We start from the raw sequence: 22,393 nt of genomic DNA on the forward strand, positions 1-22,393 counted from the left end.
TAAAGATTGAAAATAGTTACAACTGAATTAAAAAAAGCTCCCGTAAAGACTCTTTCTAAAAGGGGCTTTACGGGAGCTTTTAGTTATTTAACTGAGATTTTTTTATAAATATCCTACAGAAAACTTCAAACAAGCATGTCCTCTTATCAATTCCTACTTGTTTTGGGACTGACTAGTTATATAATGTCCGTTTTTGGGCAGAAACAACCTAGGAGCGAGGTTTGCAACGAGAACTAAAACAACACTCACAAGAACAGTATTGGCAATGGCGCTGCCCCCATTAAATACCAAAGAATACCAGTACGGGCTCATGCCTGCCGGTGCATAGGCGCCCCACACCAAAACTCCTGCCCAATAATGCCAGAACCAGCGGGAAACTACTGCAGTTATACTCCCTAAAATAATAAAACGAATACTTTTAGCCTTCTCTCCTTTTGAAACAGCTGCTTGAATCTTGTCCGCAAATAAGCCGCCCATACCGCCAAATGCAAAGGCAAAGGGATACTCAAAGATGATTTGAGGCACAGAAATAAAATTTTTCATCGCTGAACCAAGTACGATACTTAAAAGCCCCCAGATAAACCCTGACGTAAGTCCTGGCAGAACCCCTCTCCGATAGGAATACAAGACTAACGGAATCATCCCCAATGATAAATCAAAGGCGGCATTTGCCGTTTCCAGCGGAATAAAGGAAAGTGCCATCGCCATTGCTGCAACTACTGTTCCCTCAATCCAAACCCGTAAATCCATTTTTTTCGACATAAAAAAATCCTCCCTTAAAATTAGAACGAACCATTCAACAAAGGAGGAGTATATCTATCTACTCCATCACAACTTCCTACGCACGCATTAACGCAACAGGTTCAAGGGTTTAGAGTGACCTCATTCTCAGCTGTAAAGCTCCCCTATGTGATGGTGTTCTATTCAATTGATTGTCTGTTTAAAGACAAACCCAGTCTAGCATAAAGAAAAACACTTGTAAATTACATTGCTTCTTGTCCCTGCTGTTTCATCTATGATAGACTAAAACAAAAACATCTCTATAAAAGGAGTTCTTTACATGGAATTAAAACTTCACGACACGCTGGACTACTCAGTTATAAAATTTCCAGCTACCTATGAAATCCCTGAAGCATTCAATTCTCTGACGGCTTTCAAAAGTATAACCTATACAAATGATGAATGCTCTTTTGTCGTACCGACCGATTCTTTAAATACTAATCAGGCTACTGCCGTTGATTCCGGTTGGTTCATCATTCAAATCGTCGGTGAACTGGATTTTTCTCTAGTAGGCATTTTAACCCAGCTGGCTAATCCTTTGGCGGAGCAGGGAATTTCTATTTTTGCCCTTTCAACGTATAATACAGATTATCTGTTAATAAAAAACACCGAAAAAGAAAGAGCTCTCCAAACACTGATTCAAGCTGGTCACACCTTTAACTAGCCATTTACTGCTATTGATAGGAATCGTCACTCAAAGGACAGCTGCCTGTGGGCTTCATCCTTTTTTTGTAAAAAAACAGACAACCAACACTATTTACGAAACGATAAGGAGGTCTTCCATTGTCTCATTTGGCTGAAACACTTATGAATCAACTAACACCCTTCTTTGATTTATTTATTCTTTGTCTGAACGTTCTCGCAATCATCGTTCTGATTTGGGGCGTAGTTATCGCTGCTGTCGATTTTTTCAAGAGCAGCCTGGATCGTAGTCAAAAGCTGCTGATTGCTAAAAACAATAACCTGATTAAAAACTTTCTCGGCAGTTATATCCTGTTGAGCTTGGAAATCCTGATTGCCGCGGATATCATTGAGTCTGTCATTAAACCAACCTTCCAAGATATTTCCAAGCTGGCTGCTCTGGTCGTCATTCGAACGGTCATCTCTTATTTTCTCCATAAAGAAATTGAAGATGCCGAAAAGAATGAAACGGAGACAGCCACTACACTTGAAAAAAAACAGCAAAACTAATTTTCTCAAAAAAAGAGACTGGCTACCAAGCACCAGTCTCTTTTGCATTTTTATATTCTACCTTTTCTAGGCATGCTTAGGCAGTTGAATATCTAAGGCTTCCCCATTATTTTCAAAATGCCATGTTCGTTTTCCTGTATTATAGACTAAAGAAGCGATTATCGGGTCTTCTTTATAGGCATAATTCTTCGTTTTCCACAAAGAGTCCTCAATCATATAAATCGGAATGCGGTATTCCTTCCCCTGTTGTTCAATATTCTGAAAACAGAATACTACGCCTTCCTGTAAAATTGGCTTCATTTCCTTTAGCAGATCACTGCTAAGCTTATCTACAGAAACACCTCTGCGGAAAAAGCTTTTTTTGTCATTAACCTTTTCTAAGATGACACTACTGATTTTATCCGCTAAAATCTGATAGAATTCATCAATATAGCGATAATAAACTCTAGTCATTTGATCAGCAAACTCAAAGAAGACAAAGTTATTCTGCAATTTATAAAAGAACGGTGAATGCAGACTGGTTTTGGTGTGCCCAAAATACAGCAGCTCTGAGATTTCAAGAGGCGTTAATTCCTTCAGCATCGCTATGTCAGAAAAATCCATCCACTTGATCTCTTCTCCTTTTCTTCTGCGGCCTGCATCAGAAAAATGCTGATTCACATTGTCCAATCCGCGAATAATTTTCAGACCGCTATGTCTTTCATACTCACCATCTTCTGCATAAGGGTTCAGCAAAAGAAGATTTTTCGGCTTATGTACGACAGATCTGACAAAATCATAATGCGTTATTCCTTTGGATAAAACTGCGTTGCTTGTTATATCCACATGTACATAAATTAAATCCAACAATTACCAATCACCCCTTCACGGATTTCTACTTATTCCATTTTACATTATTTATCATAAAAAAGCTTATTTCTTTTTGTTTAAAATTCAATTACAAAAGCAGATAATTCAGTCACATTTCATTTTATTTTAAAGTACCTTTTTTAGTTTAAATTTAATTAAATTTATGGGGTTTACATATAAAATATGATACACTATAAAAAAATAGGAGTGTGACGAATGAGTAAAAAGAAACGGGCGTCAGCTGCGCCAAAAAAACAAAAGAAGAAAAAGAAAAAAAGCAACTGGCTAATCAATATTTTATTGGTTTTACTTTTACTTGTCGGTTTAGCTTTGATTTTCAATACACAAATTAGAAACTTTCTTATCCAGCAAAACGGCAAATCTTATAACCTGGATGGAGTTACTCAGGAAGATGTTGCAAAGAACCTGAAGGCCGATACTACTTTTGATTTTGACTCTGTTGAGTCAATCAGCACAGAAGCTGTTATCAAAGCACAGTTTGAAAACAAAGATTTACCAGTGGTCGGCGGTATTGCTGTTCCAAGCGTGGAAATCAATCTGCCAATTTTCAAGGGGCTTTCCAATGTCGCTCTGCTCACAGGTGCCGGAACGATGAAGGAAGATCAGGAGATGGGCAAAAGAAACTACGCACTAGCCAGTCATAGAACACTGGACGGGGTTTCGCTATTTTCTCCTTTAGAATATGTAGAAATTGGCGCAACCATCTATCTAACTGATTTAACTAATGTGTTTACCTATAAGATTTTTTATAAAGAAAAGATTGATCCTTCCCGAGTTGAGCTAATCGACGATATTGAAGGGAAAAATATTTTAACACTGATTACCTGCGGCGACATTCAGGCAATCACACGGATTGCTGTTCAAGCGGAGTTGGAAGCTACTACACCAATAGCAGACGCTACGGATGATATGTTGACTGCTTTCCAAATGGAACAGCGCCTATACAAATAAACAAGAAGGGAGACAGACTGATTGACTAAACAAATCAGCTATCTCCCTTTTTTTATTTAAATGGACGATACTCTTCGTATCCAATAATCAATGGCTGTTTCTCTGATAGCCATGCTTAAGCCGCTGGTAGCTGTAGCGAAAGGCTGACAGCAAAAGAACAAGCGGGTAGACCGCTGCACAGGCAAATAACCATTCCAGCGAGAAAATACCCATCATGGGCAGATGATAAGTCACAGCATACACTAAAGGCAATCCAACTGCCAATAACAGATAAAAGAGCGACAGTTCAAAAACGATTGATTTAAATGACCGCATGTTTTCATCCTCCATTCGTAAATTCTCCAGCTCTGATAATGCATTCATAAGCTTACTCCTTTATTGTAAAAGGTTGCTCATAAAATTACATCCTCCTTAGGACTGAGATTATCACGTAAAAAAGTATGAGTTTTTTTATTTTCCCGCTTCTTTTTTCAAGTGTTCCAGCCAGGCTGTGGTTCCTTCATTCACCATTCGATATGTCGTCTCAAAATCTCCAGTATAGTAAGGATCAGGAACTTCTGTCTCTTCTTGGTGCTCAACGACAGACATAAATAGATGGATATTTTCTTCCCTGCCTGCTGGTGCTGTTCTCTTCAAATCAGTCAAGTTGCTATAATCCATCCCGATAATATAATCATAAACCACAAAGTCCTGTTGGTTAATCTGTGTCGACCGCAGCCCATCAACAGAGATGCCATGCGCCTCCAATATCTGCCGCGTTCCTCGATGCGGCGGATTTCCTGCTTCCCATCCACTGGTTGCGGCAGAGGACACTTGAATCTTTTCCTCCAAACCAGCTTTCTTAACTTTCTCCCTCATTACCGCTTCAGCCATTGGTGAACGGCAAATATTGCCTAAACAGACAAATAATACACGTATCATCTTCATTCCTCCCAAGCTCTCTTTCCTTCAGCATAACAAACTTCAAGTCCCTTTGTAAAATACTTCAAAAAGCCTTTCGACTACCTAAACTGTGGAAAAATTTTGGCCTCACTGTAACCCTTAGAGTTTCCTCTGAAAATAAAAGAGAATTCACAGAAATCTAAAGAACAATTTCTGTGAACTCACTCTTACTATTGGAACTTATCATTTTATCCCTACGGCTATTCAGCACTCGGAAAAGCTGTACAAAAAGTTTTTATAGTGTTTAGATACCTATTCCTTGTTTTCTGCAAACCATTGACTAAACTGTGGCAGATATTCCTGATTCGCCCACAGCATATCCTGCAGTACCGCACCAGCTTTATCACTATCATTGACTAACGGGTTAATGGTTAAAGCTTTGAGTGCCGCCAGATAATCGCCAGTAACTCCTGCTTCAATGACTAATTCTTCATAAGCTTTCATTAACGAAATTTGTCCTCTAACGCTAGTTTCCAGCTCTCCTACAGTCACCGGCAACGCCCCGCGATGTGTCACTACACAATTACATTCAATAGCAGCATTCTCAGGAAGGCTGGAGATTGTCCCATTATTACGAACATTGACATAATGAATTTTTCCGTCGCCATTGTAGATGGAATCAATTAAATTGACAGCTGCTTCACTATAATGTGCGCCGCCGCGTTCCTCCAGTTGTTTTGGTTTTACAGCTAGTTCCTGATCCTTATATAGCTCAAACAACTCTTTCTCTGTCTGAGTCACTACTTCCCCCCTAGTACCTTCTTCTTTCGCTGCACGCTTACAGTCCTCCAGCATTTTTTCCCGAGTATAATAATATTTCAGATAGCCAGCTGGAATCATGCCGATGGAGTCAAGAACGTCAGCCGGAAAAGAGAAATTCGGAATATTCTTCGCAGAAATTTCTGTTCCATCTTTGATTTTTTCAATAACATCCAATGTTACATCTTCGCCATTTACATAGATGTTTTTCCCAAACACGAAATGATTTAATCCAGAAAATTCTACAGAAACATTCTCCGGTGTCGTCTCATACAGCTTGGCTATCTTATTTACAATCCCAATTGGAATATTGCATAGGCCGACTACCTTAATAGAAGAATGTCTAAGTACCGTTTCAGTGATGATGCCTGAAGGATTAGTAAAATTAATCAGCCAAGCATTCGGACACAATTCTTCCATATCACGACAAATATCCAAAATTACCGGAATGGTGCGGAGTGCCTTCATCGCTCCGCCAGCACCGTTTGTTTCTTGCCCAATTAAATCATACTTCAAAGGAATTTTTTCATCTCGAATTCTTGCCGGCAACAGTCCTACACGAAACTGTGTGGTAACAAAATCAGCATCTTTTAATGCCTCTTTACGATCCAGCGTCAAGTGAATGGTGATATCTGCCTGTGCTTTCTCAACCATCCGTTTTGCTAATCCACCGACAATTTCTAATTTTTCTTTTCCTGCTTCAATATCAACTAAATAGATTTCTTTGATTGGTAGTAAACCATCCAGCTTCTTTTGAATAAAGCCTTCAATAATTTCCGGCGTGTAGCTGGAACCGCCGCCGATAGTAACGATTTTTAATGCATCTTTTGACATGTGCTGTCTCTCCTTTAGTTAAAGTTGTCTGTTTAGATTGTTTCAGTCTGTATTCCTTTAGCTTTCAGCATTTCCTGTTCATCTTCTTTTTCTACTTGAACAGCCTGTTTATCTAAAACCTTGAAAAATGGATAGTAAATCAGCAAATCAACAAGCAGGAGTCCGATAACAAACAGCCCCGCCCGAATATCCATCGTTCCTAACGCAGCCCCTATCGGCGCTGGTGTTGTCCATGGTGTCTCCACCACACCTTTACCAATCCAGCCGAAATACATGAAAGCATAGCCAAAGATAGCGTTAATTACTGGAACAAAAATGAATGGCAGCATCATAATTGGATTAAGAACGAGCGGCGTACCGAAAATCAGCGGCTCATTAATGTTAAACAGTGAGGGAATAATAGATATTTTCCCAAGCTGCCGCATTTGTCCTGAACGAGCTCGAAGCATCAGTATCGCCAATGCCAGTGTAGAGCCTCCACCGCCAATCGCGATGATATACGACCAGAAAGGCTGAGTAAAGAAGTGAGGAATAGCCTCTCCTTGAGAAAAAGCTGTCGCATTCGCTACAATATAAGCACTCATGAAGGGTAAGCGAACAAACTGGGTGATACTGGCTCCGTGTAAACCAAAGAACCAGAATAACTGCGCCAGGAAGGTAATCAGGCAGATGCCTACTAGCGAATCCAAACCGGTCATTGCCGGTGCTAAAAGCTTCATGATCATCGCAGGAATCAATTCTCCATTTGTAATATTTTGAATCAGCAAGCTAACACCGTAAAAAAGCCCCGTACATAAGAACAATGGCAGAATGGCATCAAAAGAAGCAGCAATAGCAGGTGGAACGCCGTCCGGCATTTTAAATCGAATATTTTTCTCCGCTAACAAACGCATAATTTCCACACAGCTGATACTTACAATAATTGCAGTGAATATTCCTTTTGCATCTAAATACTGCATTGGCAAACTAAGCAGCCCTAGCTGACTAAACTCTTCTACTGCCATATTCTCCGTCAGCTTGTCTAAAGGAACTCCGGAAAATGCCGGCGAGCTAACCAGTAAAAACGTAACTGTTGATACAATCGATGCATCTAGTGCAGGCATGCCATATTCCTCAGCCAGATTATGAGCAATTGAAAAAGCGATAAATAATCCCATCAGTCCCATACTCATCATAAAAGGCAGTTTTAGTGTATAAGCATTAGCCTGAGCCCAGTCATACCATACGGACAGAAAATTCGTCAGTACATTCCTCTGAGACATCTGTTCCGGGTTAAACGGAGGTGTAGCAATGATCAGGCTGACACCGCCTAAGATAGATAATGGGATGGAAGAAACCATTCCATTTCTAAGCGCTGACAAGTGGCGTTGTGCTGCCAGCTTGTTGGCAATCGGCAGTAAGCTTTTTTCAGCGACCTGGTTAAATTTGTCCATGATACTCATTTCATCATCTCCTTTTTTCTTGTTAGGCATAGTATAGCGGTTACATTCTAGCTATTACTTAAATTTCCATGATTTGGAAATGATTTCCAATTAATGGAAAAACAGAGGGCTGCGAGAAATTAACGAGTACATTAAAGATACTATTATTAGAAAGGAGCCGAAAAATGAAGCTACTAATAAATGCTGATGATTTTGGCCTAAGTAGAGGACAGAATTACGGAATCATCGACTGTTTTAAAAAAGGAGTTGTTGCTTCGACTACTCTTTTAAGTACCACACAGGCATTTGAACATGCCTGTCAGCTGGCAAAGCAGCATCGCACCCTAGACATCGGCGTGCACCTATCCTTGGATTTAGGACAGCCAGTTTTAGATTCTCATATGATTCCCAGTCTAGTCAGTCAACCACAAACATTCAAACGCTACAATTTGGAAGCAAATGAACTTGATGTGTCTGAGGAGGAGGTTTATAAAGAGTGGCGTGCCCAAATTGAAAAAGTGTATGCTCACGGCTTAACACCCAGTCACATCGACTCTCATCACCATATTCATATGATGACAAATATTTTTCCTGTTTATACTCAGTTAGCCAAGGAATTCCAGCTGGCTGTTCGTTTTCATCCAAGAAAATGGTCTGACGAGCAGATTCAAGCCTATCAGCCGTTGCTTGACGGGCTGCCCCATGCGGATTATTTTTTAAATTCTTTCTATTTAACTTCGATTACACCTGAGTTTTTTGCAAACTTACAGCTTGAAGAAAATCAAATCTATGAAATGATGTGTCACCCCGCATATGTCGATCAATGGATTTTTGAAAACAGCAGCTACAATATCCAGCGTTCTTTAGAAGCAGAGACGCTGCAGTCAGAGCGGACAAAAGCATACATTAAGGAGAAGCAAATTGAACTAATCAATTTTGAACAATTATGTAATTTAAAAGGATAAAATACACAATCCCAGAAAAAATTCACTTTACTGGTAGTTAAACAAGCAAAAAAGATAGAACACTATGTGCCTTACCGCGCATAATGTTCTATCCTTTTTATCTATTCATTTTTTCTGGCAAAAACCTCCAGCGCCAAAATTCCCGTTATCACTTCAAAGGCATAAGGATACGCTGTGAACCCTTCTTTTTCTTCATAATAAATAAACTGATCAATGTATTTATTGCTTCGAATATTTTCACTAGCTGTTATCATCACAAGCTTCGGTTTGCTATTTCGGCTCAGCTGCAGATCATGTACTAAAAAGCGTTTAAGATGGCTGCCGCCACGAGAAAACAAGAGAATTAACGTGTCTTCTCCAGCATTTTCAATATATTCCAGCTGTTCCTGAAAACGAGTTCGAGTATCCATAACAATACCGCTTGTTAATAAATCCGTCTGCAGATTTAATACCACACTTTGAGAATGAAGGGAGCCGAATGCCGCTACTTTAGGATAGGTTAGAATATCCTTTGCCAGCTGCTGCAGCTCTTCGTTTCTAACACTCTTCTTCAAAAGCAGGAGGTTCTCTATAATGCTGTCTATATAAGTATCCTTTAAGGCTGTCGTTAAGCGACCTTCATAAGCAAACTTTTTTTCTCCAATATCTGTCCATTGAAAAAACTGCTGCTTCAGTTCATTGAAATCTCGAAACCCTATTTTCCGGCAAAAACGGGAAATACTGGAATTTGATACAAAGCATGCCTGAGCCAGTTGAGAAATATTGTATGTTTGAATACTCCTTAAATTGCTCAAAATAAACCGGGAAATCCGATAATCATTTGTTCCAACTGGTTCACTGTTCAATGTTGCCAGCAATATAATAATCATATTAAACATCTGTCTGCACCTTCTTCAATATGTATTAACAGAAAGGTCGATGCTTTACTTCCAATAAAACCGTCAATCCTCACTATCCCCTTGTACTCTCTTGTCTTCACCTTACCGTGCTTCTATCGGCACTGTCAAGAGTTAATTCGCTTCAACTGTCCAATGGTTCTAATTACTAAATCCAAGCTAGATAAAAGCTGTAAAAAGTGGTATTGGATACTTTTTTAGATTTCGGAAGAGTATGCCTTATATCTATAGTAGTCTTTATAATTCGGCTACATAAAATCGTCAGAATCTTGCTGATACAACCGATAAGAGAAGAATTCAATATCCTTTGCTAAACGAAAGAGCTGAGTTGCAATTGTTAATGGTGTTTCCTGATAACCTTCCATAATCCAAGTAAATAGGACACCGCTGCAGCCATAGGATAGAAAACGGGCATAAAACCGCTTATCCTCATCCAGCAGTTCATGCTCAGCATCCATCTGTTCAAATAGATTAAGAAACAGCTTTTTTGTAACCTCCGCAAAATCAGTCCGAATAATATCCGGATAAGCGTTCGCTGTATTGTAGTAAAAATCTCTTTTTTCCTGAATAGCTTTCAGCATCTTTAACGCCTGTTCTTCCCAATTATCGATATTAACATCCCTTGTATCTAGATAGAGAAATGCATTCTCCTGATAAATCCAGCGTAGCAGAGCATATTTATCAGAAAAGTGGTAATAAAATGTCTGCCTATTCAACCCAGCTGCATGGGTAATATCTTGAACGCTTATTTTATTGAATGCCTCTGAGCCGCATAAGTCTATCAGCGCTTGAGCAATTACTTTTTTGGTTTTCTGCGATTCACTCATAGCTTTCCTCCCTACTTTCTCTCATTGTACTTTCGTCATTTGTGCATCTATTGTATCAAATATTTTTGAAATGACAAACTGCCTTTCAGCTAACCAGCAGTCCGCCGTTAAGCCTCTTTACTAAAAATGCACAGAAAAAAAGACACCTTAGCTGTCAGTGTCTTTCTTTCCCTATTATTTAACCAGACCCAATTAAGAACAATTTGCATATTGCCCTAACCCTTTTCTTATCGATAAATAACTAACCCAATTATTTATCGATAAGAAAAGGGGCATCCAACTACAGTGATACCATCCCTCTCCTATGTATAAAAGAAAGAAATACATTGGATACCTACTTGATTTCCGATATTTCTACCTTACCAATCATATGATTATTCAAAGCCAGGATTTTTTTCTCCCACTGCTTTAAAAGAATAATCTTAAATAATTCGTCATCTAACATAACTTTTAATAATTTCTCATGCTCTTCTTCATTAGAGATGACAAGATTTTGAACAGTTACTTGCTTGGTTTCTATAGAATAACCTACTTTGCTCAAACTTATCCCCCTTAATCTCCAAACCAATAAGCGCATAAAGCAAATCTTAAATAGTATAGCATTCCTTATTTCCCCCTGTTTTATCTTGATTTATATCAATCACAAGGTTAGTATAAGCAATTCAAAAAAAATCCAACAGGACATTAATGTCCTACTAAAAAAGATTAGGAAAAAATATCCTAATCTCGTATAAGAAGTATTTAATTCATTTTTAAATCGGTTTCCCATTCTTGGACAATTTTTTCGCTTAGTATTGTATCACCGAATAATCTGGCACATTGTGCCCCATCCATATATTTTTGGTATGCTTGCTCAGTATCTTTTTGAGAAAATAACCAGTATTTCCCTTCTATCATATCCATTATTGGTTTTTTCTGAAAATCTTGATTTGTCTGCATAATGACATTAGAAACTCTTACAATATCTATCAATTTATCATAATTTCCATATTTGATAAATACATTAACAGCTGTTAATAGTAATTTATTAAGTAGAAATAACTCAATATCAACAGAATAGTCTACTTGCTCAATAACTCTATCAACTAAATCTATAAAAATATCTTCTTTGTAATTTTTATAAAAGATACAATGAAAATATAAATCTATCGTTAGTAAGTCATTGATTGAATACTCTTTTTTATTCAAAATTTGTGAAAAATAATCATTCAATATTTCTTCACCAAAATCGGCATTTTCTGCTAAATGAACATCCATTGAAGCTTGTTGAACATCTATTGCTAATTGCTCTTCTTCTGGCAGATTATCATAATAATTTTCATAAATTTCATCAAAATATTTTTCTTTCTTGGCGATTCTTTCTTTTTCCTTATAAGTTGAAAGTTTATGTAAACTGTATTTTAACTGTAAATATCTCTTTGGGAGCTCAATATGTTTTTCATCTATCAAATGATGGATTGGGACAGCCAGGCGCTGAGAAATAAAGGTTAGCTTAGGTAATGTCGGTAATGACTGTCCGGCTTCGATTCTTGTCAGCTGCCGCACGGTCAATTCTACTTCATCATCGCAAAAAGCTTCCCTGGTCAAACCATTTTTTTCTCTGAGCAGTCGAATTTTCTTTCCTAACTCAATTTTTATATCCATGACTTTCTCCCCCCAGTCACTTATATTGTATAGTTAGTCACAAGCAACAAGCAACTGAATACCTGCATTTCGCTATATTTGTTAGCGTTTTCCTATGCAAAACTTACGGAATCATCATCGGATTATTCCTCTATACTTACAGCATTTTAAGAAATTCAAGCAACTTATTATATCATAAATATAATTACATTATATTGTTTGCTTTTTATATCATTTTTCTATTCTTGGGAAAAATATGGATAATCAAAATGTTCATATGCTAATGGCGTAGCGATTCTACCGCGCGGGGTACGCTTAATAAACCCTTTTTGGATTAGATAGGGTTCATACATATCTTCAACGGTTTCTGTCTCCTCCCCGATATTCACAGAAAGGGTGCTTAGCCCTACAGGACCGCCGCCGTACAGTTCAATTAATGTCCGCAGCAGCTTCTGATCTACATAGTCCAGCCCCTGATGGTCCACTTGAAGCAGAGTCAACGCCTGATCTGCAATATTTTTGTTAATCACACCATCTGATTGAACCTGAGCAAAGTCCCTGACTCTTTTAAGCAGACGGTTGGCAATCCGCGGTGTTCCCCGTGAACGCCGTGCAATTTCAAACGCGCCTTCTGTGACAATTTCAGTTTGAAAAATATCCGAAGAACGAAGAACAATTTCCTGTAAATCATCATCTGCATAATATTCCATATGCGAGACAATTCCAAATCGGTCTCTCAGCGGTGCAGAGAGCTGTCCAGCTCGAGTTGTTGCACCAATTAGCGTAAATGGCGGCAGCGGAAAATGAACTGGATGAGCCGTTGTTCCCTGACCAACCATGATATCTACAAAAAAATCTTCCATCGCTGAATACAGCATTTCCTCTACTACTCGCGGCAGACGATGAATTTCATCAATAAATAAAACATCGCCAGGCTCTAGTTCATTCAAAATAGCAACCAAATCACCGGGACGCTCAATGGCCGGACCACTAGTGGTTCGGATATTTACAGCCATCTCATTGGCAATAACCATCGCCATTGTCGTTTTCCCTAATCCTGGCGGACCATATAATAGTGTATGGTCCAAAGATTCCTGCCGTTTTCTGGCAGCTTCTATATAAATACTTAATTCCTGCTTTACTTTATGCTGCCCAATATACTGCTTTAAAAATTTAGGACGCAGAGAGATTTCCAACGATTCTTCTCCATCATTGCTTTCTCCTGAAAGAATCCGCTCTTCACTCACTATTCTGCTCCTCCTTTATCGTTTCATCATTAGTTTCAGTGCACTTCTTAGATAAACATCTGTTTGAGAAGCTTCAAGAGCTTCCAACTGAGGTGTGACCTTTTTGATTTCCTTTTCACTATAGCCAAGTGCACTAAGCGCCTCTAGAGCTTCTGTCAGCTCCTTGGTGCCGGTTTTCACTGTAGACTTAGCCATTGCTTCCGCAGCAGCTTCAGAGCGTTCCAACTCTCCCAGCTTGCCCTTCAAATCAAGAACCATCTGCTGCGCAGTTTTCTTGCCCACGCCGGGGAATTTCGTCAGATATGCCGCATCTTCTGCTTCAATAGCATGGATTAACCCGCCGTGATCTTCCGATGCCATGATAGCCAGCGCACTTTTAGGTCCAATTCCTGAAACACTAATCAGTTTTAAAAACAGCTGCTTTTCTTCTAAATCTGCAAAACCGTACAAGCTATGAGCATCTTCCCGAATAACCTGATGTAGATAAACCTTTGTCTCTGTTTTCCCTGAATACCTGTAGGGATTACCCACAGACACCTGATAACCGATTCCATTTGTCTCTAAAACGATGTAATACGGACTGATATATGTAATGTTGCCGATGATATATTCGTACATGTTTTCACCTTTTCTAAGTAGTTTGTGCCGTCTTTAGTTTATCACAAAGCAGCAAAAATCTATAGTCATCCTATTTAAAAAGGGGAAAATACGTTTGCTTTTCGAGCCGTTCCGAGCACTGCTTCCAGCTTTGCTGAACGGTTCTTCTACAACAATATAAACTCTAAAAAAAAACAGAGACCGGAATAACTACTCCCGGCCTCTGCTTCAGTCAGCTTTTATTTATTCTTCAATGTATGTCCACTTGAAGTCGTATTGTGCACCTGCCGCATGAGCAACAACGCCTTTTACTTTGGCCTTTCTCATATGCGCTTCTGATTTTTGATAGATTGGAATCACACCCATATCATCCATCAGTAGTTTTTCAGCTTTCAGCATATCTTCCCAACGTGCTTCAGGATCTGCTGCATGTGTAACATTCGAAGACTCAATCAGCTTGTCATACTCTTTATTTGAGTAACGACCTCTGTTGTAAGCATTGCCTGTAACAAACAAGTCTAGGAAGCTGCTTGGATCCGCATAGTCTGCGCCCCAGCCGCCCATGATTGCTTCGAAATTCCCGCTGTTCCCTCTATCCAAACGAACAGAGAAAGGTACAGGCGTTACGGTTACTTTTATACCGTCCAGCGTATCATTCAGCACACCTTGGATATATTCTGTCAGCTTTTTCGTTGAATCGGTATCGTCATGGACAATATCCATTTCAAAGGTTTCAATCCCTAATTCTTTTTTCGCTTTTTCCCAATATTCTTTTGCTTTTTCTTCATTATGGGTCAATACATTTTCGTTTTCTTCTGCAAAATCTTTATTATCAGTTGGTGAGAATGACAGCTCCCCTGGAACTAACCCTTGTGATACGACTGAACCATCGCCTAGAATCTGATTAACTAGCGCTTCACGGTCAATAGCATAAGAAATTGCTTTACGCAGGTTTTCATTGTGGTACGGAGAATCTGCTTCACGCTGATTTAATTCCATATAAACTGTACGTCCATCTTTTTGACTGATAAATTCTGGGTCACTTGCCATTTGCTGTGCAAGCTCGCCATTTAGGATTACATCGTCCGCTTGACCATCCTGGAACAAGTTCAATGAAGTCGGTGCTTCTTTTACCACATCCACGTTGATTTTTTCAAGCTTAACTGTATCTTTATCCCAGTATTCTTCATTTTTCGTATAAGACCATTTAGTGTCTGTTCCCGGACCGTCAAAGTCAGTTAATGTAAATGGACCATTATAAACCGACATGTCACTTGATGTAGCATAGTCTTTACCATTTTTTTCAACAACTTTTTGATTTTGCGGGAAGAAGGACGGAAACGCCAGCAGGTAATCAAAGTAAGGCGTTGGTTTTTCTAAAGTAATTTCCAGTTCATAATCACTAACTGCTTTAACACCCAGCTCTTCAACATCTTTCTCGCCGGCATTGACTGCCGCACCATTTTTAACTAATTCAAACAGATACGCATACTCTGCTGCTGTCTTAGGATCTACTGTTCTTTGCCAGCCATAAACATAGTCAGCAGCTACAACAGGGTCGCCATTTGACCACTTTGCATCCTCATTCAGTTTGATTGTATACGTCAAATTATCATCACTGATTTCAGCCATTTCAGCCGCACCGGCTGGCTGCGGTTTACTATTTTCATCTAAACGATACAAGCCTTCATAAACATTATTCAATGCTGAAAAGCTGATTGTATCTGTTGCCAGTGATAAGTCAGCACTAGGCATTTCTTGTTGAACAACCTGATTAAATACCTGTTCTCCAGAAGCTGATCCAGAGCTTGAGCTGCCTCCGCTTGTATCTGTAGAATCAGAACTCCCCCCAGTGGTTCCGCATGCAGCCAATGTTACTGCTGATAAAAGAATGATACTCGTAAATTTCTTCATATTATGCTTTTTCATCCAATTCTCTCCAATACATCATATTATTCTTTTCATTTTTTAATTTTTAGAATATTCATATAATACTAAAAATTCTGAACGAGCGCAATCCTTTTCTACCGATTCTATTAAAAATACGCAATATCGACGATTTATTTTAGTCTAATAGGTAGATTTTTATAAAAAAGAAGTGAGGATAGGCAATGAACTACTCCTACACTCACCCATTAATTAAATTATTAAACCTTCTACTCTTATTCGGGTTTTTAACTTTCAATCTGCTTTATCACTAATCATCAAATATCAACGTTTGAATCACATGATCCGGCTCATCCTCATGACCGACCGCATATTTTTCTCTGATTTCTTCCAATAATTCCAAGATTTCAGTTTTATGCCTGGGATACAACTCTACATATGCTTTTACACCACGGCTGAGATAACGGTAAAAGGTTGCGTCGCTGACTATGACACCTAATCCTCCCCATTGAAACATTACACCTTTTTCAAAGTAATCTTCATCCCATGGATCAAAGCTTCGTGGAAAAAAAAATCCAATATTACCTCCACTTAAGCCACAACCTGCTATTATATTTTTTAAATTTTCTACAAGTTCTGAATCTGTGTAGTAATTTAGACTCATAATCATTGGGTATAATGAATCCTCGTATGCTCCATAGGTAGCTTCAAAAGCTTCCTTATCATTTATATTTTCTATAGACATTTTATAAGCCCCTTTGTTTTACTAAACTTTTAGTCTTTCCATTTCGATACTGGGTATAAGCTATCGATATCCCCAGTATCAGGGTTTTTCCATCCCTCAAACTTCAGTCCATTTTTAGCAATCCCTTTAAAGTATAAGTTTTTATTATCTTTTCTAACTTCAAACACTCCATTATTTATTGCTTCATTAGCCCAGTTATTAACAGTACCTTTTGATATCTTTGCTTCATCAATTAGTGTTTTTTTATACTGAGAAATATTAAACTGTCCTTCAATAGGAATACCTCGATGATCTTTTTGTTGAATTTGATAACGCATATCTCTAATTCCATCTATTGTTGGATGTGGAGTGCTTCCCACCTCTTTATAGCTAAGACCTTGATCTTTAAAGTATTGATTAAATGCTGCTTCAGTATGAGCACCTTTCACACCACCTCTTTTGGCAAATCCTTCTGCAACAGATAGATGATTTAACCAGTTACCAGGAATAACTGGGGCTGGTTTGGTATACCCGTAATTCCCCAGACTATTCGCTCGATTCAACGAATAGGTTATTCCATGCTTCGTTCCTGTCACCGTGGTCGGCAGTGGGTTTTCTACTGTCTTTGTGCCGCTTGCTGTAAGCAGTTTATAGGAACCATAGGCAAAGCCCAATGTGGACAAGGCTGCGGCTAATTCGCTTTCATTCAGCCATTGATAAAAATCATAGGCCGCCATTGAGGTTTTACCAATTCCGGAGATAAATGTGTTGTAGTCTTTCCCTGTAGTATAATCATACCCGTTTCTCAGGCCTTCATCAATCTTGGCTGCCCAGAAATCAAAGCTGATAAATGTCACCTTGCCATCTTCCAAGTAGTTCCCTGCCCTTTTCAGATAATCTGTCAGACGTTTGTTCACCACACCTCGGCCATCTTGTTCCAGCTTCCAGAAAACCTTAGGATTGCCGTTACCGTCTAAACATACCATGGCATATACCGTGTAGTCCTCCAACTCATTCACAAGGGCATCATCAATTCCTCTAAGGCGCTTGTCTCGTGCCAGCCATTTGTCTTGAATAACAGCTGTCCAACTCAGCTGATTCATACTAGGTAAATCAAAGACGCCTGTAGCGGCATTCCATGAACCATTGGCTTGGTCTGCTCCTTGAATTACCAACTGCTCCAGCTGACTGATTTCTGAAAATATCTCAGGGGATTCTCGATGGAAGTCCATTAGCTTTTCCAGCTTTTCTTCCAAAAGACTCTTTGCCACGTGATAGCGTTCCATCATCAGAGCGTTCCTCATTAATTGACTGCTTTTCAGTGTATCTGGAATCTCTAACCGCTCAATTCCATAACGTAGCGCCTGCGCTTCCTGAATCTGCTGTGCCAGCTGGTCGATTTTTTCCTGTAGTGCGGCTGATTTCAAATCCCCGCTGTCTACTTTTACCTGATAATCCACTGGAAACTGCTGACAGGCTGTACCAACGGCTTCCGACAGAAGTACACCCGCCTGAACCAGCGGCACCAGCACTGCCCCATACAGCATCTTTGCTGAATCATACGCCTCAGATCTCAGCTCCTGATCCTTCACAAACTCCTGCAATGCCTGAATTACCTGTGCATAGCTCTGCTGTTCCCGCTTACTAGCAGAAAAGGCGCTACTACCTTGACTTTGGGAAGCTCCGACAAACATGTCAATACTCATCGGCTACCTCCTCGTTTACAAGAAGTCGCTTGCGTGCATAAAACAGTGTATCGCCTTCTTCCCTAAGCTGACTGTTCTTTCTATTTAGCTCCTCTCGCTCTTCCTCAAAACTATCTGTCAGCTGTCGCTGATCTTTTTGGATATCATAATGGACCTCGTCAATTGTATTAAAGAAATCATTCTCGACAGATTCATCCTTGATTTCTTCCAACAAGCGATTGGTAGTAGCGAAGTGCGCCTCATGAGCGTCACTCAGCTGCTCCAGCTTTTTTTGGTATAACGTCAACTCCTCCTGCACTGTTGTTAACACCTTTTCCTGTTCAACCAACGCTGCCAGTTCTTGATTCATGACTGTCCTCCATTTCCTTGAGGGATTTGAGCAAGCCCTTCCCTCAAAGCACGGTCTGCCGCTTCAAATTCTACAGCAACGGTTTGAAGTGCAACCGATGCCTGACCCACTGCTCCAATGATTAGATTTGTTGCATTTCTTGCAGAGTGTAGCGCTTCTTGGGCCTTCGTATTTCCAGCCACTGTTGTTTGGGTATCTGAAATGACCGCCTGTACGCTCTCCAAACCATCCAGTGAGCGGGCAATATTCGTTGCCAATTGATTGGCTAATCTAGGGTTATTATGAACCTGTGTCATTTGTATTTCCTCCTTGATATCCCCTCTTTTTGACTAAAAAATACAGCCTATAGTTTAAGTAAGCGAGCACAAAAGAAATCTGACAAATTATCATAAATTTAATTAAATAACGAAGTTTTTGATAATATAACTATTCATTAAGTTGTTTAAATCTAATAAATATATACATTTATATTCAATTCAAGTTATACATCCAGATAAACAATGCCTTTACTGCAAAAGCAAATAAGAGAAGCTCTTGTGAAAATCCAATCTATTAACAACACCCCATATAACAATTCAAAATATTTAACCTCAAAAAAAGAAGCCTATTTTCATTATCGAAAACAGACTTCTCTATTAAAACTGGCTATCCTGAACAAAGCATTGCTGCTCAGGTATCATTGGGGGGGATTTGCCAGAAATGCTCTTGCCAAACGTTACTAACAACGGAAAGTTAGATTTCTTCCTTTAGCAGCACCAAGCTTTCTTTTAAGACCGCTTCGCCATCTAAGGTTTCATAGTCTTCCTTTGAAATCAGCTTGTAAGGTACTGCTTTATAGTTTAGAAAATCCTTCAGACGATTCACTTCATACTTTGATTGGGGACCAATCAACAAAGCATCAACTGACTGCGTTTGGATAATCTGTTCAGCAATAATCGCTGGAGCCGAATAGACATGGACATTAATATTTTTCTCATCTGCTGCCTGCTGAACATTTCTAACTAGAAGCCCAGTAGTAATTCCAGCCGTACAGATCAACAAAAGTGTTTTTTGCTCGTCGTTGCTCATTACTTCCAGCTCCTTTTAAGATATTTTTTTCTTTTTATTGTAGATATCCAGAACAACCGCCAGTAGCAAAATCAAGCCTTTAATCGCCTGCTGCCAGTCAACACCAATACCAAGGATAGACATCCCGTTGTTCAGCACTCCCATAACTAAACCACCGACGATGGCACCCATAATGGTTCCAATCCCTCCAGAGGTTGAAGCTCCGCCAAAGTATACTGCAGCCATCGCGTCCAGCTCCATTGATGTACCAGCCTGCGGCGTTGCTGCATTCAGACGAGCAGCCAATACCAAACCGGCTAAGGCAGCCATTGCACTCATATTGACGAAAACCCAGAAAGTAATTTTCTTTGTTTTAATTCCGGATAATTCGGCAGCTTTTTTATTACCGCCAGTAGCATAAATTTGCCGGCCGGCTACTGTTTTATTCGTTAAGAAGCCATAAACTGCAACGATGATTCCTAAAATAATCAAGATAATTGGATAGCCTTGATAAGCTGCAAAGATAAAGGTTACACCGACTACGAGAATACCTGTAAATAACGCCTTGATAATAAATGCATTCATTGATTCTACTTCAAAAAGATTTTTTTTGCGTCGTTCACGTGTCCGCCACTGGCCGATAATCAGTGCTGCAGCAATAATCAGACCAATAATCATGGAAAGGATATGCAGATGATCTCCTCCTGCTACATCCGGCAGGTATCCAGTGGAAATTTTTTGAAAGGCTGACGGAAACGGAGCTAGAGACTGTCCGCCTAAAACAACCTGTGTCAATCCTCGGAACATCAGCAAACCAGCCAGAGTTACAATGAAAGCAGGAATACCAACATATGCGACCCAAAAGCCCTGCCAAGCACCAATCAGCGCTCCAATGCCAATACAAAGCGGAACTGCCAGCCAGGGGCTCATGCCATTATTAACCATTAGCATTCCGGCAATTGCTCCCACGAAGGCCATCACTGAGCCTACCGATAAATCAACATGTCCTAACAGTACAACTAGCAGCATTCCGGCAGAAAGAATTAAAATATGACTATTCTGCAATACCAGATTGGTAATATTCAGCGGCCGCCAGAAGATACCGCCGGTCATGATTTGAAAGGCAATCAGCAGCGCTACTAAAATGATTACCATACTGTAGCGGCTGAAAATATCCATTGCTTTATCTTTTAAATTGAGCTGCTTTTTTTCTTTTTCTAATTTATCTGTGTTTTCCATGTTAACTCACACCCTCTTCTTCCATGGTCATTAAGTTCATCAACACTTCCTGATTGGCTTCTTCTCTCATTACCTCACCGGTAATCCGACCTTCATTCATGGTATAGATACGGTCACACATTCCTAAAATTTCAGGAAGCTCTGAAGAGATAATGCAGATACTTTTACCAGAAGCTGCCATCTCTTCAATAATTGTATAAATCTCGTATTTAGCACCCACGTCGATTCCTCTGGTCGGCTCGTCTAAAAAGAGAATATCCGGCTCAGTCATCAGCCATTTTGCCAGTACAACCTTTTGCTGGTTCCCACCGCTTAAGCTGCCGACATTTTGAAATACCGAGCTGGTTTTAGTCCGCATTTTTTTACGATACTCCTCCGCAGCCAATACTTCTTTTTCTTTATCAATGACGCCGCTGCGGCTGATTTTCCCAAGACTAGCAATGGTTGTATTTTCGCAGATATCCATCAACAGATTCAGTCCCAATGCCTTACGGTCTTCTGATACATAAGCCAGTCCATTCTGAATGGCAGCTGGAACATCCTTCACAGATATCTCCTTGCCATCCTTATATGCTGTTCCACTAATATTGCTGCCGTAGGAATGACCAAAAACACTCATGGCAAACTCGGTCCGACCTGCTCCCATCAAGCCGGCAATACCAACAATTTCTCCCCGACGGATAGAAACATTGATGTTATTATTCATAATTCGGCTGCCGTCAATAGGATGATGAACCATCCAGTTTTTCACCTCAAAGTACACGTCGCCAATATTCGGATGACGATCTGGGTAGCGGTTCGTTAAATCACGTCCAACCATCCCTCGAATAATCCGTTCTTCAGTGATCGCTTCATTTTCCAGTGTTTCAATCGTCTGACCATCACGCAGAATCGTAATTCGATCGGCGACATTTACGATTTCATTCAGCTTGTGGGAAATGATGATAGAGGTAATTCCCTGACCCTTAAATTCTTTGATAAGTTCTAACAAATTAGCACTCTCTTCTTCATTTAGGGCTGCAGTCGGCTCATCAAGAATCAACAGCCGAACAGATTTTGAAAATGCTTTAGCGATTTCCACCAGCTGCTGATGTCCTACGCCAATCTGGGAAACCAATATATTAGGATTAATTTTCAATCCTACTGTTTTCAATAAATTATCTGTTTTTTTCTCTGTTATATCCCAATCAATAATGCCGTGCTTTGCTTGTTCATTGCCTAAAAATATATTCTCCTTAATAGATAAATAGGGACTTAGAGCTAATTCCTGATGAATAATAACAATTCCTTTATTTTCACTATCCCGCAAATCTTTAAATTTGCACGTTTCTCCATCATAGATAATCTCGCCGTCATAACTGCCATAAGGATATAATCCGCTTAAAACATTCATTAGCGTCGATTTACCCGCTCCGTTTTCACCGCATAATGCATGGATTTCACCCCGCTCGATTTTCAGGTTTACATTATCTAAGGCTCTTACCCCGGAAAATTCTTTAACAATATTCTTCATTTCCAGAATATAATCTGACATACCG

The 22,393-nt window shown here is 39.6% G+C and carries 24 protein-coding genes and 1 riboswitch; of the genes, 4 read left to right on the top strand and 20 right to left on the bottom strand.

Annotated features, from left to right (window positions below):
- Window positions 1-153: 153 nt before the first annotated feature.
- Window positions 154-762 carry an energy-coupled thiamine transporter ThiT gene (thiT, locus tag ACYSNQ_RS15745; protein WP_426084539.1) on the bottom strand — a complete coding sequence of 203 codons (609 nt, stop codon included), beginning with the start codon at window positions 760-762 and terminating at the stop codon, window positions 154-156.
- Between the two features lie 55 nt (window positions 763-817).
- Window positions 818-917, bottom strand: a riboswitch (TPP riboswitch).
- Window positions 918-1,060: 143 nt separating this feature from the next.
- On the opposite strand from thiT, the gene ACYSNQ_RS15750 reads away from it, so the two are divergent.
- Window positions 1,061-1,444 (top strand): ACT domain-containing protein, encoded by a 384-nt coding sequence (locus ACYSNQ_RS15750; protein WP_426084540.1) that lies wholly within the window; start codon window positions 1,061-1,063, stop codon window positions 1,442-1,444.
- Window positions 1,445-1,587: 143 nt separating this feature from the next.
- A complete protein-coding gene (locus tag ACYSNQ_RS15755; protein WP_426084587.1) occupies window positions 1,588-1,971 on the top strand; it encodes a DUF1622 domain-containing protein in 384 nt (127 codons plus the stop codon).
- A 66-nt stretch (window positions 1,972-2,037) separates the two neighbouring features.
- On the opposite strand, the gene ACYSNQ_RS15760 is transcribed toward ACYSNQ_RS15755, so the two are convergent.
- Window positions 2,038-2,820, bottom strand: coding sequence for a hypothetical protein (locus tag ACYSNQ_RS15760; RefSeq protein ID WP_426084541.1), 783 nt, complete (start codon window positions 2,818-2,820; stop codon window positions 2,038-2,040).
- Between the two features lie 216 nt (window positions 2,821-3,036).
- Here ACYSNQ_RS15760 and ACYSNQ_RS15765 point away from each other — a divergent pair, with 216 nt between their 5' ends.
- Complete coding sequence (locus ACYSNQ_RS15765) at window positions 3,037-3,792, top strand: class A sortase (RefSeq protein ID WP_426084542.1); 756 nt, start codon at window positions 3,037-3,039, stop codon at window positions 3,790-3,792.
- Window positions 3,793-3,879: 87 nt separating this feature from the next.
- On the opposite strand, the gene ACYSNQ_RS15770 is transcribed toward ACYSNQ_RS15765, so the two are convergent.
- From ACYSNQ_RS15770 to ACYSNQ_RS15785, 4 genes are all read right to left on the bottom strand, one after another.
- Window positions 3,880-4,155: a hypothetical protein gene (locus ACYSNQ_RS15770; RefSeq protein ID WP_426084543.1), complete on the bottom strand. Its 276-nt coding sequence runs from the start codon at window positions 4,153-4,155 to the stop codon at window positions 3,880-3,882.
- An 87-nt stretch (window positions 4,156-4,242) separates the two neighbouring features.
- Window positions 4,243-4,713, bottom strand: a complete 471-nt coding sequence (locus ACYSNQ_RS15775) for a low molecular weight protein-tyrosine-phosphatase (RefSeq protein WP_426084544.1) — start codon at window positions 4,711-4,713, stop codon at window positions 4,243-4,245.
- A gap of 273 nt (window positions 4,714-4,986) precedes the next feature.
- Window positions 4,987-6,327, bottom strand: a complete 1,341-nt coding sequence (locus ACYSNQ_RS15780) for a 6-phospho-beta-glucosidase (protein WP_426084545.1) — start codon at window positions 6,325-6,327, stop codon at window positions 4,987-4,989.
- A gap of 32 nt (window positions 6,328-6,359) precedes the next feature.
- A complete protein-coding gene (locus tag ACYSNQ_RS15785; RefSeq protein WP_426084546.1) occupies window positions 6,360-7,769 on the bottom strand; it encodes a PTS sugar transporter subunit IIC in 1,410 nt (469 codons plus the stop codon).
- Between the two features lie 164 nt (window positions 7,770-7,933).
- Between ACYSNQ_RS15785 and chbG the strand changes: the two genes are divergently transcribed.
- Entirely contained in the window at window positions 7,934-8,713 is a 780-nt protein-coding gene (gene chbG / locus ACYSNQ_RS15790) for a chitin disaccharide deacetylase (RefSeq protein ID WP_426084547.1), read from the top strand.
- 101 nt (window positions 8,714-8,814) lie between these two features.
- Here the strand turns inward: chbG and ACYSNQ_RS15795 are convergent, their stop codons facing one another.
- The 14 genes from ACYSNQ_RS15795 to mmsA form a co-directional block, all read right to left on the bottom strand.
- Window positions 8,815-9,591, bottom strand: a complete 777-nt coding sequence (locus tag ACYSNQ_RS15795) for a MurR/RpiR family transcriptional regulator (RefSeq protein ID WP_426084548.1) — start codon at window positions 9,589-9,591, stop codon at window positions 8,815-8,817.
- Window positions 9,592-9,857: 266 nt separating this feature from the next.
- On the bottom strand, window positions 9,858-10,436 hold the full coding sequence (locus ACYSNQ_RS15800) for a TetR/AcrR family transcriptional regulator (protein ID WP_426084549.1): 579 nt from the start codon (window positions 10,434-10,436) through the stop codon (window positions 9,858-9,860).
- Between the two features lie 334 nt (window positions 10,437-10,770).
- Window positions 10,771-10,977 (bottom strand): hypothetical protein, encoded by a 207-nt coding sequence (locus ACYSNQ_RS15805; protein WP_426084550.1) that lies wholly within the window; start codon window positions 10,975-10,977, stop codon window positions 10,771-10,773.
- A gap of 200 nt (window positions 10,978-11,177) precedes the next feature.
- Window positions 11,178-12,080, bottom strand: coding sequence for a helix-turn-helix domain-containing protein (locus ACYSNQ_RS15810; protein ID WP_426084551.1), 903 nt, complete (start codon window positions 12,078-12,080; stop codon window positions 11,178-11,180).
- Between the two features lie 218 nt (window positions 12,081-12,298).
- A complete protein-coding gene (ruvB, locus tag ACYSNQ_RS15815) occupies window positions 12,299-13,309 on the bottom strand; it encodes a Holliday junction branch migration DNA helicase RuvB (RefSeq protein ID WP_426084588.1) in 1,011 nt (336 codons plus the stop codon).
- Between the two features lie 12 nt (window positions 13,310-13,321).
- A complete protein-coding gene (ruvA, locus tag ACYSNQ_RS15820; protein ID WP_426084552.1) occupies window positions 13,322-13,924 on the bottom strand; it encodes a Holliday junction branch migration protein RuvA in 603 nt (200 codons plus the stop codon).
- A 222-nt stretch (window positions 13,925-14,146) separates the two neighbouring features.
- Window positions 14,147-15,832 carry a peptide ABC transporter substrate-binding protein gene (locus ACYSNQ_RS15825; RefSeq protein ID WP_426084553.1) on the bottom strand — a complete coding sequence of 562 codons (1,686 nt, stop codon included), beginning with the start codon at window positions 15,830-15,832 and terminating at the stop codon, window positions 14,147-14,149.
- 268 nt (window positions 15,833-16,100) lie between these two features.
- Window positions 16,101-16,535 carry a ribonuclease toxin immunity protein CdiI gene (cdiI, locus tag ACYSNQ_RS15830; protein ID WP_426084554.1) on the bottom strand — a complete coding sequence of 145 codons (435 nt, stop codon included), beginning with the start codon at window positions 16,533-16,535 and terminating at the stop codon, window positions 16,101-16,103.
- A 29-nt stretch (window positions 16,536-16,564) separates the two neighbouring features.
- Entirely contained in the window at window positions 16,565-18,220 is a 1,656-nt protein-coding gene (locus ACYSNQ_RS15835) for a CdiA family toxin C-terminal domain-containing protein (protein WP_426084555.1), read from the bottom strand.
- Window positions 18,210-18,569 carry a DUF3958 family protein gene (locus ACYSNQ_RS15840; protein ID WP_426084556.1) on the bottom strand — a complete coding sequence of 120 codons (360 nt, stop codon included), beginning with the start codon at window positions 18,567-18,569 and terminating at the stop codon, window positions 18,210-18,212. Before ACYSNQ_RS15840 ends, ACYSNQ_RS15835 begins: the two co-directional genes overlap by 11 nt.
- A complete protein-coding gene (locus ACYSNQ_RS15845) occupies window positions 18,566-18,865 on the bottom strand; it encodes a TIGR04197 family type VII secretion effector (RefSeq protein WP_426084557.1) in 300 nt (99 codons plus the stop codon). The genes ACYSNQ_RS15840 and ACYSNQ_RS15845 overlap by 4 nt, the downstream gene beginning before the upstream one ends.
- 436 nt (window positions 18,866-19,301) lie before the next feature.
- Window positions 19,302-19,637 (bottom strand): PTS sugar transporter subunit IIB, encoded by a 336-nt coding sequence (locus ACYSNQ_RS15850; protein WP_426084558.1) that lies wholly within the window; start codon window positions 19,635-19,637, stop codon window positions 19,302-19,304.
- A 15-nt stretch (window positions 19,638-19,652) separates the two neighbouring features.
- Window positions 19,653-20,855 (bottom strand): multiple monosaccharide ABC transporter permease, encoded by a 1,203-nt coding sequence (gene mmsB / locus ACYSNQ_RS15855; protein ID WP_426084559.1) that lies wholly within the window; start codon window positions 20,853-20,855, stop codon window positions 19,653-19,655.
- A 1-nt stretch (window position 20,856) separates the two neighbouring features.
- Complete coding sequence (gene mmsA, locus ACYSNQ_RS15860; protein ID WP_426084560.1) at window positions 20,857-22,389, bottom strand: multiple monosaccharide ABC transporter ATP-binding protein; 1,533 nt, start codon at window positions 22,387-22,389, stop codon at window positions 20,857-20,859.
- Window positions 22,390-22,393 lie beyond the last annotated feature (4 nt).

Source organism: Enterococcus sp. LJL51 (genome assembly GCF_054871795.1).